This is a genomic window from Dankookia sp. GCM10030260, assembly GCF_042666655.1.
Taxonomy (GTDB): Bacteria; Pseudomonadota; Alphaproteobacteria; order Acetobacterales; family Acetobacteraceae; genus Paracraurococcus.
The window spans coordinates 524812-539957 of record NZ_JBHTDE010000001.1 but is presented as its reverse complement, the minus strand read 5'-3'; the positions used below and the strand labels follow the sequence as shown (position 1 = coordinate 539957).

General features: G+C 73.5%; 19 protein-coding genes. 10 read left to right on the top strand and 9 right to left on the bottom strand.

The window, feature by feature from the left end:
• Positions 1–2: 2 nt before the first annotated feature.
• The 5 genes from ACFQS7_RS02675 to rfaD form a co-directional block, all read right to left on the bottom strand.
• Complete coding sequence (locus ACFQS7_RS02675; protein WP_380065464.1) at positions 3–962, bottom strand: hypothetical protein; 960 nt, start codon at positions 960–962, stop codon at positions 3–5.
• A gap of 206 nt (positions 963–1168) precedes the next feature.
• Positions 1169–1954 (bottom strand): peptidoglycan editing factor PgeF, encoded by a 786-nt coding sequence (gene pgeF / locus ACFQS7_RS02670; protein ID WP_380065463.1) that lies wholly within the window; start codon positions 1952–1954, stop codon positions 1169–1171.
• The gene (locus ACFQS7_RS02665) at positions 1951–2967 is read right to left on the bottom strand and encodes a class I SAM-dependent methyltransferase (RefSeq protein ID WP_380065462.1); all 1017 of its coding nucleotides are present in this window, start codon (positions 2965–2967) and stop codon (positions 1951–1953) included. The genes pgeF and ACFQS7_RS02665 overlap by 4 nt, the downstream gene beginning before the upstream one ends.
• 2 nt (positions 2968–2969) lie before the next feature.
• A complete protein-coding gene (lgt, locus tag ACFQS7_RS02660) occupies positions 2970–3779 on the bottom strand; it encodes a prolipoprotein diacylglyceryl transferase (RefSeq protein ID WP_380065461.1) in 810 nt (269 codons plus the stop codon).
• A complete protein-coding gene (gene rfaD, locus ACFQS7_RS02655) occupies positions 3779–4759 on the bottom strand; it encodes an ADP-glyceromanno-heptose 6-epimerase (RefSeq protein ID WP_380065460.1) in 981 nt (326 codons plus the stop codon). Before rfaD ends, lgt begins: the two co-directional genes overlap by 1 nt.
• Between rfaD and ACFQS7_RS02650 the strand changes: the two genes are divergently transcribed.
• From ACFQS7_RS02650 to ACFQS7_RS02640, 3 genes are all read left to right on the top strand, one after another.
• Complete coding sequence (locus ACFQS7_RS02650) at positions 4758–5261, top strand: accessory factor UbiK family protein (protein WP_380065459.1); 504 nt, start codon at positions 4758–4760, stop codon at positions 5259–5261. The genes rfaD and ACFQS7_RS02650 overlap by 2 nt on opposite strands.
• Before the next feature lie 233 nt (positions 5262–5494).
• Positions 5495–5998, top strand: a complete 504-nt coding sequence (locus ACFQS7_RS02645; RefSeq protein ID WP_380065458.1) for a YbjN domain-containing protein — start codon at positions 5495–5497, stop codon at positions 5996–5998.
• A gap of 8 nt (positions 5999–6006) precedes the next feature.
• Complete coding sequence (locus ACFQS7_RS02640; RefSeq protein WP_380065457.1) at positions 6007–6285, top strand: hypothetical protein; 279 nt, start codon at positions 6007–6009, stop codon at positions 6283–6285.
• Between the two features lie 36 nt (positions 6286–6321).
• Here the strand turns inward: ACFQS7_RS02640 and ilvD are convergent, their stop codons facing one another.
• Entirely contained in the window at positions 6322–8175 is a 1854-nt protein-coding gene (gene ilvD / locus ACFQS7_RS02635) for a dihydroxy-acid dehydratase (RefSeq protein WP_380065456.1), read from the bottom strand.
• A gap of 124 nt (positions 8176–8299) precedes the next feature.
• Here ilvD and proC point away from each other — a divergent pair, with 124 nt between their 5' ends.
• The 3 genes from proC to ACFQS7_RS02620 all read left to right on the top strand — a co-directional run bounded on the left by proC (position 8300) and on the right by ACFQS7_RS02620 (position 10270).
• Positions 8300–9115 (top strand): pyrroline-5-carboxylate reductase, encoded by an 816-nt coding sequence (gene proC, locus ACFQS7_RS02630; RefSeq protein WP_380065455.1) that lies wholly within the window; start codon positions 8300–8302, stop codon positions 9113–9115.
• A gap of 43 nt (positions 9116–9158) precedes the next feature.
• Positions 9159–9758, top strand: coding sequence for a TetR family transcriptional regulator (locus ACFQS7_RS02625; protein WP_380065454.1), 600 nt, complete (start codon positions 9159–9161; stop codon positions 9756–9758).
• Between the two features lie 83 nt (positions 9759–9841).
• Positions 9842–10270, top strand: coding sequence for a phasin family protein (locus ACFQS7_RS02620; RefSeq protein ID WP_380065453.1), 429 nt, complete (start codon positions 9842–9844; stop codon positions 10268–10270).
• Between the two features lie 116 nt (positions 10271–10386).
• Here the strand turns inward: ACFQS7_RS02620 and ACFQS7_RS02615 are convergent, their stop codons facing one another.
• From ACFQS7_RS02615 to ACFQS7_RS02605, 3 genes are all read right to left on the bottom strand, one after another.
• Positions 10387–10797, bottom strand: coding sequence for a hypothetical protein (locus ACFQS7_RS02615; RefSeq protein WP_380065452.1), 411 nt, complete (start codon positions 10795–10797; stop codon positions 10387–10389).
• Positions 10794–11093 (bottom strand): rod-binding protein, encoded by a 300-nt coding sequence (locus ACFQS7_RS02610; RefSeq protein WP_380065451.1) that lies wholly within the window; start codon positions 11091–11093, stop codon positions 10794–10796. The genes ACFQS7_RS02615 and ACFQS7_RS02610 overlap by 4 nt, the downstream gene beginning before the upstream one ends.
• Before the next feature lie 79 nt (positions 11094–11172).
• Entirely contained in the window at positions 11173–12261 is a 1089-nt protein-coding gene (locus tag ACFQS7_RS02605; RefSeq protein WP_380066190.1) for a flagellar basal body P-ring protein FlgI, read from the bottom strand.
• A 189-nt stretch (positions 12262–12450) separates the two neighbouring features.
• Here ACFQS7_RS02605 and ACFQS7_RS02600 point away from each other — a divergent pair, with 189 nt between their 5' ends.
• From ACFQS7_RS02600 to ACFQS7_RS02585, 4 genes are all read left to right on the top strand, one after another.
• Positions 12451–12870, top strand: a complete 420-nt coding sequence (locus ACFQS7_RS02600) for a flagellar assembly protein FliX (protein WP_380065450.1) — start codon at positions 12451–12453, stop codon at positions 12868–12870.
• Positions 12871–13001: 131 nt separating this feature from the next.
• Positions 13002–13418, top strand: coding sequence for an RNA polymerase-binding protein DksA (gene dksA, locus ACFQS7_RS02595; RefSeq protein WP_380065449.1), 417 nt, complete (start codon positions 13002–13004; stop codon positions 13416–13418).
• Between the two features lie 69 nt (positions 13419–13487).
• Positions 13488–14234 (top strand): SDR family NAD(P)-dependent oxidoreductase, encoded by a 747-nt coding sequence (locus ACFQS7_RS02590; protein WP_380065448.1) that lies wholly within the window; start codon positions 13488–13490, stop codon positions 14232–14234.
• 133 nt (positions 14235–14367) lie between these two features.
• Positions 14368–15144 carry a DUF1217 domain-containing protein gene (locus ACFQS7_RS02585; RefSeq protein ID WP_380065447.1) on the top strand — a complete coding sequence of 259 codons (777 nt, stop codon included), beginning with the start codon at positions 14368–14370 and terminating at the stop codon, positions 15142–15144.
• The last annotated feature ends 2 nt before the right edge of the window (positions 15145–15146 follow it).

Sequence of the window (15146 nt, the reverse complement as noted above, 5' to 3'; positions counted from 1 at the left end):
GCCTACCGCAGCGGCGGCAGCACCGGCGGGGCGGTGAGGGTGGCCGCCGGCGGCGGGGCCGGCACGCCGCCGACCGCGGGCACCGTCGGCTTCGGCGCGTCGGAGGTGGCGGGCGGCGCCTGCAGCGCATTGGCGACCACGGTCTTCACCCCGTCCGCCGCCTCGTTCGCCGCGACATAGGCGATGTCGCCCCAGAGCCGGTTGAGCCGGCCGGCCGGCACCTCGTTCATCTGCACCACGCGGCCGAGCTCCTCGCCGTCGCGCCGGCTGACGATCCAGATGATCTCGACCCGCTCGACCCCGCGGGTGCCGGCGGGGACCACGGCGACATCGGCCTGCAGGCCGTAGCTGGCGCCCTCGGCGCTGTCCTGCACGACGAAGCCCTGGCCGCCGAGCTGTTCCTTCATCCGCGCCCCGAGCGAGGCATTGCCGTCGCCCGGCGCGCCCAGGACCCCGAGCATGTAGAGCCGCGGCGGGCCGGCGGTGAGCGAGGCCGGGTCGGTCGATTTCCGCGCCGCCTCGACCTGCAGCAGCAGCTGGGTCAGCTTCGGCCCGTTCTCCCGCGCCACCTGGTCGAACAGCGCGCGGTCGGCATTGGCCCAGTCCTCCAGCGGGATGGGCTTGCCCTCGGTCGTCGCCTGCGGCTTGCGGTCGGCGTCCAGCAGGCGGAAGCGCGGCCGGACGGTCTCGCCGCGGCCCTGCCCTTGGCGGTCGGCGGTGATCTCCACCAGCCAGTCGAGCGGCAGCGGCGTGGCGCTGGCGATGACCGGCACGTCCTCGGTCTGCAGGGCGGCGACCAGGGCGGCGGCGAAGTCGGTCGCCTGCGCATTGCCGAGCAGCGCCTGCTCCGGCGGCGGCACGGCGATGCGGATGGCGAGCGGGATGGCGAGCACCTGCGCCTGGCCGCCCGGCCGCCCGCGATAGGGCTGCGGCAGGTCGACGCAGCCGGCGAGCGCGAGCACCAGGGCAAGCCGGGGGAGGAAAAGGCAATGGCCCCCCAAGCGCCGCGCGGCAGGTGCCAACCCAGACACATGGCGGAGGGGCCCGGGGAGGATACGTCCTCCCCGGCCTTGCTGCGGCCCACCGGACCGGCGCTCAGAGCAGGACACAGGCAACCAGCATCATGACCAGGGTCAGCACCATGAATTGGATCAGGTAGGGCATCGGCTCAGGGCCCGATGGCGATGGCGGAGATCTGGTGGCCGATCGGCCCGCCGCCGGCCAGCGTCCGTCGCCGGTGGCTGAAGAAGCGGTCCTCGTTCGCCAGGGTGTCGGTGGCGGCGGTCTCCACCACCCCGGTGCCGGCGGCGCCAAGGCGGGCGGCGCAATAGCCGGCCAGGTCGAACTGCCAGCGCCCCTCGCGCCGGCCGGCGGCGAAGTGGCGGGCATCGGCGGCGTCGCGAGCCAGCACGGCGTCGCGCAGGTCGGCGCCGACCTCGTAGCTCGGCTGGGCGATGCAGGGGCCGACCGCGGCGGTGATGCGGACGCGGTCGGCGCCGATCGCCTCCATCGCTGCCAGCGTCGCCTCCAGCACCCCGTCCACCGCGCCGCGCCAGCCGGCATGGGCGGCGCCGATGACGCCGGCCACGGGGTCGGCGAACAGCACCGGGGCGCAATCGGCGGTGATGACGCCCAGCGCGATGCCGGGGCGGCGGGTGACCATGGCATCGGCCCGCGGGCCCTGGCCTTCCGGCCAACCGATCTCGTCCACCTCGGCGACCGCGATGCCGTGCACCTGGGTCAGCCCATGCAGCGCCGGCAGGTCGAGGCCGAGCGCGCCGGCGACCCGGCGGCGGTTCTCCCGCACGCGGTCGCGGTCGTCCTGGCCCGACAGCGAGCAGTTGAGCGCCGCCCAGGGCCCTTCCGACACGCCGCCGCGGCGGGTGAAGAAGCCGTGGCGCAGGCCCGCCAGCGCGCCGAGCGCCGGCGTGACCAGGTATTCGGCATCCGTCATGCTGTCTCGAAGCCCGGAGGGGTGGGGAGGCCGGGATGGCACAGGCAGAGCGCCTTGAACAGGCGGCCCATCCCTTCCGGCGCGGTCAGCCGCTCGGCGCCCGACAGCGCCAGGCTGGCCTGGTCCCGCCGGCCTGCCGCCATGGCGCCGCGGGCGAGGATGGCGGCGCGGGCAGACAGGCCCAGGCGCTGGAGGAAAAGCCCCATCGGCAGCGGGCCATGCGCGGCGGCGCCGGCGGCGCGGCCGGCGTCCGCCAGGGCGGCAAAGGGGACATGGGCGGTGACATCGACCGTGCCGGGCTCGGCCAGCGGGTCGGCGGTCCCGTGCCGCGTCATCGCCTGCAGGCTGTCGCCGAAGCCGAAGGCGGCCGGGCCGTAGTCGAGCGCGAGCAGCGCGCCGCCCTGATCGCGGCAGCGGGCGGCGAGGCCGGCGGCGACCGCCATGCCGGCCTCGGCATGCTCGGCGACGGCACCTTCGGGGGCCTCGGCGGGCAGCGGCGGCGGAACCTCGGCGGGCAGGTCGAGGAAGCGGCCATCCGCCACGTGGCGTTCGAGCCAGGCGCCGTCGCGGCGGAGGAACTGGCGGATCGGCAGGGCGTCGAAGAACTCGTTGGCGAGGATGATCGCGGGGCCGTCCGGCAGGCCCGCCGCGTCGTCGTGCCAGCCCGCCACCGCCAGGCCCAGCCGTTGCTGCTGCGCGGCACGCAGGCCGGGGGAGGTCTCGACCAGGTGGACCTGCAGCGCGGCGCGGAAAGCCGGGACCATCTCCGCCGCCCGCAGCGCGTCGGCCATCAGCGTGCCGCGGCCGGGGCCGAGCTCGGCCAGGATCACCCGGGCGGGCGCGCCCATGAGCTGCCAGGTCACCGCGGCCCAGAGGCCGAGGCATTCGCCGAAGGCCTGGGAGATCTCGGGCGCCGTGGTGAAGTCGCCGCACCGCCCGAAGGGGTCGCGGCCCGCGTAGTAGGCGGCGACGGCGCGGGCCATGAAGCGGTCGAGCCGCTCCGGTCCGGGCATGCTCAGGCCGCCGCCGCGCGCGGCGCCGGCCGGGCCCGCAGCATCAGCCAGGCGCCGGCCAGGATCATCGGCACCGAGAGCAGTTGCCCCATGGTGGCCCCGGCGAAGAGGAAGCCGAGGAAGGCATCCGGCTGGCGGAAGATCTCGCCGACCGACCGCGCCACGCCGTAGCCGGCCAGGAAGGCGCCGGCGACGAAGCCGCGGCGTTCGCGGATGGACGGGATGTGCACCAGCACCTGCAGCAGGACCAGCAGCGCCACGCCTTCCAGCCCGGCCTGGTAGAGCTGGCTGGGATGCCGCGGCTCCGGCCCGCCGGTCGGGAAGACCATGCCCCAGGGCGCGTCCGTCACCCGGCCCCAGAGCTCGCCGTTGATGAAATTGGCCAGCCGCCCGAGGCAGAGGCCGATCGGGATCACCGCCGTGATCCGGTCGCCGAAGCCCAGCAGGTCGATCCGCTGCTGCCGGCAGAACAGCACGAGGGCGGCGATGACGCCGAGCGCGCCGCCATGGAAGGACATCCCGCCCTGCCAGACCATCAGGATCTCGAGCGGGTGGAACAGGTAATGGTCGGCCCGGTAGAACAGCACGTAGCCCAGCCGCCCGCCGATGATGATGCCGAGCGTCGCCCAGGTGACGAAGTCGTCCACCTGCTGCCGCGTCGCCACCACCGGCGCCAGCGCCACCAGCCGCCGCGCCAGCATCCAGCCGGCGACGATGCCGGCGATGTAGGCCAGCGCATACCAGCGGATGGCAAACGGCCCGACCTGCACCAGGACCGGGTCGATGACCGGGAAGGGAATGGCGAGGAGCATCAGCGATAGGGATCCTCTGCGCCCAGGAAGTCCTGCACGGTGCGGCGCACCCCGTCCTCCAGCGGCGTCGACTGGGCGTTGAAGCCGGCGGCGCGCAGCCGGTCCAGCGGCGCCTCGGTGAAGTACTGGTACTTGCCGCGCAGGTCGGCGGGCATGTCGATGAAGCGGATATCGGGGTCGCGGCCCATGGCGGCGAACATCGCGCGCACCAGGTCGAGGAAGGTCCGGGCACGGCCGGAGCCGACGTTGAAGAGGCCGGAGGCCTCAGGGTTGTCCAGCAGCCAGAGCATCACCGCGACGCAGTCGTCCACATGGACGAAGTCGCGCTGCTGGTGGCCGTCGGCGATGCCGTCGCGGTCGGAGCGGAACAGCGTCGCCGCCTCGCCGGCCATGACCTGGCGCCACTTGTGCAGCAGCACGCTGGCCATGCGGCCCTTGTGCTGCTCGTTCGGGCCATAGACGTTGAAGAAGCGCAGGCCCGCCCATTGCGGCGGCCGCGGCGCGCCGCGCGCCAGCATCTGCGCCACGCGGCGGTCGAAGGCCAGCTTCGACCAGCCATAGAGGTTGAGCGGCCGCAACGCGGCCAGCGCGGCGGGGCTGGCATCGTCCTCGAAGCCCTGGGCGCCGTCGCCATAGGTGGCCGCCGAGGACGCGTAGATGAACGGCACCTGCCGCTCGGCGCAGGCCGACCACAGGCGCAGGGGCAGGGTCAGGTTGGTCGCGGCGACCAGGTCGCCGTCGGTCTCGGTCGTCGCGCTGATCGCCCCCAGGTGCAGCACGGCGGTGACCGGCGGCCGGGTGGCCCAGAAATCCCACAGCGCCTCCGGCGGCAGCAGGCCGGCGATGGCGTGCTTGGCCAGGTTGCGCCACTTGTCGTCGCTGCCGAGGCGATCGATCACCATCACCTCCGCCCCGCGCGCCGCGAGCGCGGCGACGAGGTTGGAGCCGATGAAACCGGCCCCTCCGGTGACCAGATACATGGCGGAATCCCATAACCGGCGGCGTTGCGCCGCGACGGCGCGGGGTATAGGGCGCGACCACGCCGGCTGGAAGGGCACGCCCTTGCAGGTCCGGCACGAGGAGATGGCGATGAGCGAGACGGGCGGCCGCAAGCGCGGCGGGCTATTCGACGACCTGGCGGGCGTGGCGGGCGGTGCCTTCTCGGCCCTGGCCGGGGTGCGCGGCGAGGCCGAGGCGGCGATGCGCAGCCAGGTCGATGCCATGGTGCAGCGGCTAGACCTGGTGAAGCGGGAGGACTTGGACGCGGCGATGGAGCTCGCCCGCCGGGCGCGCGAGGCGCAGGAGGGGCTGGAGGCCCGGGTCGCGGCGCTGGAGGCGAAGCTGGCGGCGATGGCCCCGCCGGCCCCGGCGGCGAGCTTCGCCACGACGGCGGCGATCGAGCCCTCGCCCGCGGCGGACACCATGCTGCCGCCCGAGGTCGCCCCGACCGTGAAGACCGAAGCAAGCCCCGACGGGGTCTGACGGCCGGCCGCCGGACCGCGGCGGGTCGCGGTCGGTTGCCCATCGCGTCAATATGTCACCGGCCGGGAACCCGTTGTGATCCGGGCCGGCAACCGGCGCCCTTGCGGGTGCGTTTCGCACCTGCGTAGTCTACAGGTGGTGGTCAGCGCTGCCCGATTCACCCAAGATTTCGGTGGATGGGGGTATGGGTAGCGCGGACGCGCCGGTTTTCCACCGACTGAGGAGGTGCTGCGATGTCAGGTCTTCAGGCCCGCGAGCGCGAGCGTGCGACCAACCCCCTCGACGTGCTCGAGCAGATCGTCTCCTCCAACGAATGGGCCTTCGAGCGCCGCTCCGACGGCGAGATGGCGGCCGAGGCCCCGGGCAAGTGGTGCGACTACGGGCTGTTCTTCTCCTGGTCGCCGGAGATCAGCGCCATGCACTTCTCCTGCGCCTTCGACATGAAGGTGCCGCCGGAGACCCGCTCCAAGCTCTTCGAGCTGCTGGCCATCGCCAACGAGAAGCTGTGGATCGGCCATTTCGGCCTGGAGTCGGAGGACGGCGTGCCGGTCTTCCGCCATTCCGTCCTGCTGCGCGGGGCGCCCAGCGCCTCGGCCGAATCGCTTGAGGACATGGTGGACATCGCCATCACCGAATGCGAGCGCTTCTTCCCCGCCTTCCAGTTCGTGCTGTGGGGCGGCAAGGCGCCGGGCGATGCGCTGCAGGCGGCGATGCTGGACTGCGTGGGGGAGGCGTAAGCCCCGCCATGGCCGACGCGCCCGAGGACATGCGTGCGATCGGGCGGCTGCCGGGCGGGCTGGAGGTGGAGATCCGCCACCGAAGGGCCGCCGGCGGGACCGGGGCCGAGCAGGTGGTGGTCAGCGTCACCGCCCCGGCCGGCTTCGAGGCCTGGGGCCGGCTGATGGAGGCGTCCCACCCGATGCTGGCCTGGATCCAGGTGGTCGAGGCCGCCTGGGCGCCCTGGCTGGCGCTGATGGGCGTGGCGCCGCGGCTGCCTGGGCGCGGCAAGCCAGCCGGCGAATGACCTCTGCGCCGGGGCCGAGCAGCCCCGGCGCAGTCCTTACCGCCGCCGCACCTGCCCCACGTCCCGCACCGCGCCGCGCGCGGCGCTGGTGGTCAGCGCCGCATAGGCCTGCAGCGCCGTCGTCACCACGCGGTTGCGGCCCAGCGGCTGCCAGGCCTCGGCGCCGCGCGCCTCCATCGCTACCCGGCGCTGCGCCAGGACCGCATCGTCCACCGCCAGGCGAATCGTCCGGTTGGGGATGTCGATCTCGATCCGGTCACCGTCCTCGACCAGCCCGACCAGCCCGCCCTCGGCCGCTTCCGGCGAGAGATGGCCGATCGAAAGCCCCGAGGACCCACCGGAGAACCGCCCATCCGTCACCAGGGCGCAGGCCTTCCCCAGCCCGACCGACTTCAGGTAGCTGGTGGGATACAGCATCTCCTGCATCCCCGGCCCGCCCTTCGGCCCCTCGTAGCGCACCAGCACCACGTCGCCGGGCTGCACCTTCTTGCCCAGGATGGCCTCGACCGAATCGTCCTGGCTCTCAAACACCCGGGCCGGGCCGGAGAAGGCCAGGATGGAGGCATCCACCCCCGCCGTCTTCACGATGCAGCCCTCCTCGGCCAGGTTGCCGTAGAGCACCGCCAGCCCGCCGTCCTTCGAGAAGGCATGCGCCGCGCCGCGGATCACGCCGCGCTCGCGGTCGGCGTCCGGCGCATCCCAGCGCTCGGCCTGGCTGAAGGCCTCGGTGGTCGGGATGCCGCCCGGGGCGGCGCAGAAGAAGCGCTGCACCGCGGCGTCCCTGGTCCGCGTGATGTCCCAATGCGCCAGCGCCTCGGCCAGCGACGCCGCATGGATGGAGGGCAGGCCGGTGTCGATCAGCCCGGCGCGGTCCAGCTCGCCCAGGATCCCCATGATGCCGCCGGCGCGGTGGACGTCCTCGACATGCACGTTGGCGACCGAGGGCGCCACCTTGCAGAGCACCGGCACCCGGCGGGACAGCCGGTCGATATCGGCCATGGTGAAGTCGACCTCGGCCTCATGCGCCGCCGCCAGCAGATGCAGCACCGTGTTGGTGGACCCCCCCATGGCGATGTCGAGGGTCATCGCATTCTCGAAGGCGGCGCGGGTGGCGATCGCCCGCGGCAGGACGGAAAAGTCGTCCTCCTCGTAGTGCCGCTTGGCCAGCCGCACGATCAGCCGGCCGGCTTCCAGGAACAGCTCGCGGCGGTCGGCGTGCGTGGCGACGATGGTGCCGTTGCCCGGCAGCGCCAGGCCCAGCGCCTCGGTCAGGCAGTTCATCGAATTGGCGGTGAACATCCCCGAACACGACCCGCAGGTCGGGCAGGCGGAGCGCTCGATCGCCGCGACCTCGGCGTCCGTCACCGTCGGGTCGGCGGCGACGATCATGGCGTCGATCAGGTCGACCGCGCGCTTGACCCCGCGGTGCACCACCTTGCCGGCCTCCATCGGCCCGCCGGAGACGAAGACGACGGGGATGTTCAGCCGGAGTGCGGCCATCAGCATGCCCGGCGTGATCTTGTCGCAGTTGGAGATGCAGACCAGCGCATCGGCGCAATGCGCGTTGACCATGTACTCGACGGCGTCGGCGATCAGCTCGCGCGAGGGCAGGCTGTACAGCATGCCGCCATGGCCCATGGCGATGCCGTCGTCGACCGCGATGGTGTTGAACTCCTTCGCCACGCCGCCGGCGGCCTCGATCTCGCGGGCCACCATCTGGCCGAGGTCCTTCAGGTGGACATGGCCGGGGACGAATTGGGTGAAGGAATTGGCGATGGCGATGATCGGCTTGCCGAAATCCCCGTCCTTCATGCCGGTGGCGCGCCAGAGGCCGCGGGCGCCGGCCATGTTGCGGCCATGGGTGGTGGTGCGCGAGCGATAGGTGGGCATGGGTCGGGGATCCTCCGGGGGCGCGTGCTAGCCTCTCGTTCGGCGGCCGTCCACCGGCCCTGGCTTGCGCGCCTGCCCTCCCCCCGCGCTTGCACCCGCGCGCTCCCCGCGCGACCCTCCCCGCATGACCGAGACATCCCTCCCCCCCCTCCTCCTCGTCGGCTGCGGCAAGATGGGCGGCGCCATGCTGGCCGGCTGGCTGGAACGCGGCCTGGCCGAGGCCGTGGTGGTGGAACCCCATGCGGCGGCGGCCGCCGCCTTCGCCGGCCGCGTCACCGTGGTGGCGTCGCCGGCCGAGATCCCCGCCGGCTTCCGCCCCGCCGCCGTGGTGCTGGCGATCAAGCCGCAGGAGGCCGCGGCGACCCTGCCGGCCTTCGCCCATCTGGCCGGGCCGGACACCGTCTTCGTGTCCATCATGGCCGGGCGCAACGTCGCCGGCATGCGCGCCCTGCTCGGCCCGGCCGCGGCCGTCATCCGCGCCATGCCGAACACCCCGGCCGCCGTCCGCCAGGGCTTCACGGTGGCCTGCCCCGGCCCCGGCGTCACCGCCGGCCAGAAGGCCCTGGCCGATACGCTGCTGGCCTCGGTCGGCGAGGTCGCCTGGGTGGAGGACGAGGCGATGATCGACCCGGTCACCGCCGTCTCCGGCGGCGGCCCGGCCTATGTCTTCCTGCTGGCCGAGGTGATGGAGGCGGCCGCCATCGAGCAGGGCCTGCCGCCCGACCTCGCCCGCCGCATGGCCCGCGCCACCGTCGCGGGGTCCGGCGCTTTGCTCGCCGCCAGCCCGGAGGACAGCGCGCAGCTGCGGAAGAACGTCACCAGCCCGAAGGGCACCACGGAACGCGCCCTGGCGGTGCTGATGCAGCCGGAGGCCTGGCCGGCCTTGATGTCCAAGGCGATCGCCGCCGCCACCGACCGCTCGCGCGAACTCGGCGGCTGACCGGCCCTTTCAGCACCGCCCCCTCGCCCCAACCTGGAACAGCATGAGCGACACGATCGACGACACCGAGACCCGCCTGCTTGCCGGCTTCTGGCAGGTGGTCGCGGCGCATGGCTTCCAGGGCGTCACCCTCCGCCGCCTCGCCGCCGCCAGCCACCTGCCGCGGGGGGAGATCGCCGCACGCTGCCCGGACGGGCCGCGCGACCTGCTCGCCCTGCACGGCCGGGCGATGGATGCCGCGGTCGCCGCCGGCACCGTCCCCGGCCAGGGCGGCACCCCGCGCGACCGCGTCTTCGACGTGCTGATGCGGCGGATCGACGCCATGCAGCCGCACCGCGCCGGCCTGGTCCGGCTGCTCGAGGAGTTGCGCACCGAACCTGCCTTGGCGCTGTGCCTGCTCGCCGGCCTGCCGCGGTCGATGGGCCGGCTGCTGCGGGCGGCGGAGATCGACCCCGCCGGCGTCTTCGGTGCGCTGCGGGTGCAGGGCACCACCGCGGTCTGGCTGGCCACCGTCCGCGCCTGGGTCGAGGACGATTCGGTCGATCTCGGTGCGACCATGGCGGCGCTGGACCGCGCCCTGGACCGCGCCGAGCAGGTCGCGCGATCGCTTCGGCTCGATCCGGGTGACATGTCCAACGGTTGAATTTGCTGCGGTGCAGCATAATCTTTGACCGGACTTGGCGAGCCCCCTAGTCTGCGGCGGCCAATCACAGGGTGGAGGACGACATGTCTGACAACAGCAGCAAGCCTGAGACCGATCTGATGAAGATGCTGTCCGAGTTCCGGATGCCCGGGATGCCGGACGTGGAGGCCCTGGCCTCCGCCCAGCGCCGCAACCTGGAAGCGCTCTCGGCCGCCAACCGCGTCGCGCTCGAAGGCGCCCAGGCCGTCGCCCGCCGCCACATGGAGATCCTGCAGTCCTCCATGACCGAGATGACCGAGGCGATGAAGGCGCTCTCCGGCCAGGAGAGCCCGCAGGCCAAGGCCACCCGCCAGGCCGAGATGATGAAGGGCGCCTACGAGAAGGCGGTCGCCAACATGAAGGAGGTGGCCGACCTGATCCAGAAGTCGAACCAGGAAGCGCTCGGCCTGCTCAACAAGCGCTTCACCGAGGCGATGGACGAGGTGAAGTCCCTGGTCGTCAAGAAGGGCTGATCGCCCTGCCCGCCCGCGTCTTCGGGCGCGGGCTTCCATCGCCTCGCGCCTGGGGCGCGGGTGTCCAGATCTTGCGCCTGGGGCGCGGGTGTCCACGATCTCGCGCCGGGACCTTTTCAGGCCCGCGTCGCCATGGCCAGGGCCGGCGCCTGCCGCAGCGCGGCGGGCCGGCCCGCCGCGCCATAGCCCGGCGCCGCCGCCCGCGGCAGGGCCGCCCCGGCGATCGTCTCGATCACCTGCGACTGGATGGCGATGGCCCGCTGCAACAGGCGGCGGTTCTCCTCGCCCAGGCTCTGCAGCCGCGTCGTCAGCGCCGCCGCGTCATGCCGTGCAGCGCCTTCCGCCCTGGTCCCGGTTTTCGCCGCCGCGGCATAGGCGGCGGCGAAGGCATCGGTCGCCTGCAGCTTGGCGGTGGACAGGCCCGCGGCGCGCGGCAGGTCGAGCGCCGCCAGCGCCTCGTTCTCGGCCCGCAGCGCCTCGGCCAGCCGCTGCCCGGCGGCGATCAGTGCATCCATCATCAGGGTCATCGGCTGGGTTCCTCGGGTTGCGGGGCGTCCTGGCGTTGCAGCAGCGCCCGCAGGATGGCGTCGGACAGGCCGAGCCCATGGCCGGCGCGGACCGCCTGCTTCGCCACGGCATCGACCAGCATGGGCCGCCACTGCGCCTCCGCCGCGCCGCCGCCGAAGCGGCCGCGGCTGGGATCGGCGCTGGCGAAGACCGGCTGCAGCAATTGGGCGAAGGCCTGGGATTCGAAGGCCTGCGCCGCCTGGCGCAGCCTGGCCGGCGCGGCGGCACGCTCGGCGGCGGTGAGCGGACGGTCCATCAGCGCAGCTCCATCCCGGCCTGCCGCGTAGCCCGGCGCCGCCGGGCGAAGCCGCCATCAAGGCGCGGCGGGCCGGTCATCAGCGCAGCTCCATCTCGGCCTGCAGCGCGCCGGCCGCCTTCACCGCCTGCAGGATCGAGATCAGGTCGCGCGGCCCGACGCCGAGCGCGTTCAGCCCGCGCACCAGCTCCTGCAGGGTGATGCCGCCGGCCAGCACGCCGACCCGCCGCTCGGCCTGGTCGTCCACCTCGATGTTGGTGCGCGGCACCACCACGGTCTGGCCGTTCGCCAGCGCGTTGGGCTGGCTGACCTGCGGCGTCTCGGTGATGCGGATGGTGAGGTTCCCCTGGGCGATCGCCACGGTGGAGACCCGCACGTTGGCCCCCATGACGATGGTGCCGCTGGCCTCCTCGATCACCACCCGGGCGACCTGGTCGGGCTCGACCCGCAATTGCTCGATCTCCCCCAGCAGGGCGATCGGGTCGCGGCCGGCCAGGTTCAGCGCCACGGTGCGCGGGTCGGTCGCCGCGGCCAGGCTGCCGCCGGTCGCCCGGTTGATCGCGGCGGCGATCCGCCGGGCCGTGGTCAGGTCCGGGTTGCGCAGCGCCAGGCGCAGGCTGGGCCGGCCGGTCAGCGCATAGGGCACCTCCCGCTCGACGATGGCGCCCGAGGCTATGCGGGCGCTGGTCGGCACCCCGCGCATCACGCTCGCCCCGGCCCCGCGGGCGGCGACCGCGCCGGTGGCGACCGCCCCCTGCGCCACCGCATAGACCTCCCCGTCCGCGCCCAGCAGCGGGGTGACCAGCAGGGTGCCGCCCTGCAGGTTGGTGGCATCGCCCAGCGCCGAGACCGCGATGTCGATCCGGCTGCCGGGCCGGGCGAAGGCCGGCAGGTTGGCGGTGACCATCACCGCGGCGACGTTCTTGGTCGCCAGCTTGGCCTCGTTGTCGCGGGTGTTGACGCCGAGCCGTTCCAGCATGCCGATCAGGGTCTGCCGGGTGAAGATCGAGGTCGCCAGCCGGTCCCCCGTGCCGTTCAGCCCGACCACCAGCCCATAGCCGACCAGCTGGTTGTCGCGGACGCCCTCGACATCGGCGATGTCCTTGATCCGCACCGGCTGCGCCGCGGCCGGCGTTAGGCCCGCCAGGACGGCGGCGAGCGCCGTCATGGCCGCCAGCGCCCAGGCGCTCTTCGCCCTTGCGAAAGCAATTGTGGCCACGCTGCACTCCGTCCCGCAGGTCGGCGGGGTGGTTGCACCCGGCATGCCAGCCCCGCGGGCCGCAAAAGCGGCAGGGCTTGCCGGGGCGTGCGGCCGGGATTGCCGCGCGGCGGAAGAAATCGGTGCCAGGAGGGCAGGATGCAGCAGGTCGGCAGGATAGCGGCGGGCGGCGTGGCCGGGCCCAGGCGGGCCGGCGGCGGCCGGCCCGGCTTCGCCCTCGCCCCGCCGGGGGCCGAGGCGCCGGCCGGGACCGCCGCCACCGCAGCCGCCGGGCCGGTCGGGCTCGGCCTGCTGGCGCTGCAGGAAGGCGACGACCGGGCGGCGCGGGACCAGGCGGCATGGCGCCGCGCCGAATCGATCCTGAAAGAGTTGCAGGCATTGCAGCGCGACCTGCTGCATGACGGGAGCGACACGAAGGGACTCGCCCGGCTCGCCGCGTTGGAGATGGGAGAGGCTGGCGAGGACCCACTCCTGCGCGATGCGGTTGAGGCCGTGGTCCTGCGCGCAAAGGTGGAATTGGCCCGGCGCGGCTGGAACGCTGCCGTGTCAATCCCGTGAAAAGCCGCGAGTATCAGCAATTTGCGTCTGCGGAACCCCTTGGCTTTCGCCGTGGGCCACCTGTATGGTCCGGCCAACTTCGGGGTGGGCGCCAAGGCCCGGGCCCCGGCCGGAATGGGGTCGTCCAGACAATGCTCATCACCCTACCGCCCGACTACCGCCCGACCGAAAACGAAGAATTCATGAATGGCCAGCAGCAGGCCTATTTCCGCCAGAAGCTGCTGCGCTGGCGCCAGGAGTTGCTGCGCGAGGCCGGCGAGACCCTCGCCAGCCTCTCGATCGGCGGCATCGCGGAGGCCGACCTGACCGACCGCGCCAGCGTCGAGACCGACCGCGCCCTCGAGCTCCGCACCCGCGACCGCGCCCGCAAGCTGATCTCCAAGATCGACCAGGCGATCGAGCGGATCGAGAACGGCACCTACGGCTATTGCGAGGAGACCGGCGAGCCGATCGGCCTGCGCCGGCTGGAGGCCCGCCCGATCGCCACCCTGTCGATCGAGGCGCAGGAGCGCCACGAGCGCATGGAACGCGTCCACCGGGACGACTGAGCCCCTCCCCCCGTACCCGATCCCAGCATGGCCGGCCTCGCGCCGGCCATTCCAATTGCGAGGCGCGCGATGCGACTGGCCAACCGCCATGCCCTGATCACCGGCGCCGCCTCCGGCATCGGCCTCGCCACCGCGCGGCGCTTCCTGGCCGAAGGCGCCAGGGTCGCGCTGCTCGACCGCGACGCCGCGGCGCTGGCGCGGGTCGCGGGCGAGCTTGGCGTGCCCGGCCTCCCGGTCGACGTCGCCGACCCGGAGGCGGTCGCCGCCGCGGTCGATGCCGCGGCCGCGGCCCTCGGCGGGCTGGACGCCGTGGTGAATGCCGCCGGCATCAGCCGCGTCGCCGCCCCATCCGCGACCACGCCGGCGCTCTGGCGCGAGGTGATGGCGGTGAACCTCGACGGGCCCTTCCATGTCTGCCACGCCGCGCTGCCGCATCTGCGCCGGGCGGGCGGCGGCAGCATCGTCAACCTGGCCTCCGCCGCCGGGCTGATCCCCCGCCCGAACTACAGTGCCTATGGCGCCTCGAAGGGCGGGCTGCTGATGCTGACGCGCTGCCTGGCGCTCGACCTGGCGCCTGACAACATCCGGGTCAACGCGGTCTGCCCCGGCGCCATCCTGACCCCGATGGTCGAGCAGACCATGGCCGCCCAGCCCGACCCGGCGGCGGCGGAGCGCGCCTTCCTCGCCCGCTATGCGCTGGGCCGCTTCGGCACCGCCGAGGAGGTCGCCGGAGCCGTGCTGTACCTGACCAGCGCCGAGGCCAGCTACGTCACCGGCTCGGCGCTCGGCGTCGACGGTGGCTCCGCCTGGCATTGAGCGGCCGCGGCGGGCGCCCCGCAGCCTTAGACCGGGCGAGGCAGGCCGCCTGATGCCGAAGGGCAGGCTTTCGCCGGCACCAGGGCCGGCTTAACCCCAGCTTCACCCGGGGCGTGCCAGGCTGCGCCGGCCCATGCTCTCGCTCAACGCCTCGCTGGTCGCCTCGCTGTTCGGCGGGTCGGCCGGCGGCACCACCGCCGGTGACGCCGCCTCGGCGATCGTCGCGCTGAAGGCCGCCCAGGCGAAGGGCGCCGAGGCCAAGGGCGTGGCGGCGGAGCGCAGGGACCCGGTCACCATCACCGCGCTCAAGCAGTTCGAGACGGCGGTGGCCAAGGCGCGCGACGTGAAATCGGCGCTGCAGGACCCGCGGGTGCTGGCGGTGCTGCTGCCGGCGATGGGCCTGGCCGACCAGGCGGCCTATCCCGGGCTGGTGCAGCGGGCGCTGCTGGCCGACCCGAAGGACGGCAAGGGGATTCTGGCCAGCCTCGACAGCCGCTTCGCCGCCGCCGCCGCCACGCTCGACCTCAAGGCCAAGGGGCTGGCCGGGCTGCGCGACCCGGCGCTGCTGGCCAATCTCACCAAGGGCTATGTCCAGTACCAGTACCAGCAGGGGCTGGACGTCCAGAATCCCGGCATGGCGGATGCGCTCTATTTCATCCAGAACGCCGCGGCCAAGACCGATGTCTACGGCATCCTCGGCAATGCGGTGATGCGGCGGGTGGTGACCGGGGCGCTCGGCCTGCCGGCGCAGATCGCGGTGCAGTCGGTCGAGACCCAGGCGAGGGCCATCTCGGCCCGCATGAAGGTCGCCGACCTGCAGGACCCGCGGAAGGTGCAGGCGCTCGCCCAGCGCTACGTCATGGCCCAGGCCGGCAGCGGCGGCGGCAGCCTGCTGTCCCTGTTCGGCTGACC

Bases quoted from the DNA above. Each gene is read 5' to 3' on its own strand.
- pgeF (WP_380065463.1), bottom strand. From the start codon at position 1,954: ATGACGGATGCCGAATACCTGGTCACGCCGGCGCTCGGCGCGCTGGCG.
- ACFQS7_RS02665 (WP_380065462.1), bottom strand. From the start codon at position 2,967: ATGCCCGGACCGGAGCGGCTCGACCGCTTCATGGCCCGCGCCGTCGCC.
- lgt (WP_380065461.1), bottom strand. From the start codon at position 3,779: ATGCTCCTCGCCATTCCCTTCCCGGTCATCGACCCGGTCCTGGTGCAG.
- ACFQS7_RS02650 (WP_380065459.1), top strand. From the start codon at position 4,758: ATGGCGGAATCCCATAACCGGCGGCGTTGCGCCGCGACGGCGCGGGGT.
- rfaD (WP_380065460.1), bottom strand. From the start codon at position 4,759: ATGTATCTGGTCACCGGAGGGGCCGGTTTCATCGGCTCCAACCTCGTC.
- ACFQS7_RS02645 (WP_380065458.1), top strand. From the start codon at position 5,495: ATGTCAGGTCTTCAGGCCCGCGAGCGCGAGCGTGCGACCAACCCCCTC.
- ACFQS7_RS02640 (WP_380065457.1), top strand. From the start codon at position 6,007: ATGGCCGACGCGCCCGAGGACATGCGTGCGATCGGGCGGCTGCCGGGC.
- ilvD (WP_380065456.1), bottom strand. From the start codon at position 8,175: ATGCCCACCTATCGCTCGCGCACCACCACCCATGGCCGCAACATGGCC.
- proC (WP_380065455.1), top strand. From the start codon at position 8,300: ATGACCGAGACATCCCTCCCCCCCCTCCTCCTCGTCGGCTGCGGCAAG.
- ACFQS7_RS02625 (WP_380065454.1), top strand. From the start codon at position 9,159: ATGAGCGACACGATCGACGACACCGAGACCCGCCTGCTTGCCGGCTTC.
- ACFQS7_RS02620 (WP_380065453.1), top strand. From the start codon at position 9,842: ATGTCTGACAACAGCAGCAAGCCTGAGACCGATCTGATGAAGATGCTG.
- ACFQS7_RS02615 (WP_380065452.1), bottom strand. From the start codon at position 10,797: ATGACCCTGATGATGGATGCACTGATCGCCGCCGGGCAGCGGCTGGCC.
- ACFQS7_RS02610 (WP_380065451.1), bottom strand. From the start codon at position 11,093: ATGGACCGTCCGCTCACCGCCGCCGAGCGTGCCGCCGCGCCGGCCAGG.
- ACFQS7_RS02605 (WP_380066190.1), bottom strand. From the start codon at position 12,261: ATGACGGCGCTCGCCGCCGTCCTGGCGGGCCTAACGCCGGCCGCGGCG.
- ACFQS7_RS02600 (WP_380065450.1), top strand. From the start codon at position 12,451: ATGCAGCAGGTCGGCAGGATAGCGGCGGGCGGCGTGGCCGGGCCCAGG.
- dksA (WP_380065449.1), top strand. From the start codon at position 13,002: ATGCTCATCACCCTACCGCCCGACTACCGCCCGACCGAAAACGAAGAA.
- ACFQS7_RS02590 (WP_380065448.1), top strand. From the start codon at position 13,488: ATGCGACTGGCCAACCGCCATGCCCTGATCACCGGCGCCGCCTCCGGC.
- ACFQS7_RS02585 (WP_380065447.1), top strand. From the start codon at position 14,368: ATGCTCTCGCTCAACGCCTCGCTGGTCGCCTCGCTGTTCGGCGGGTCG.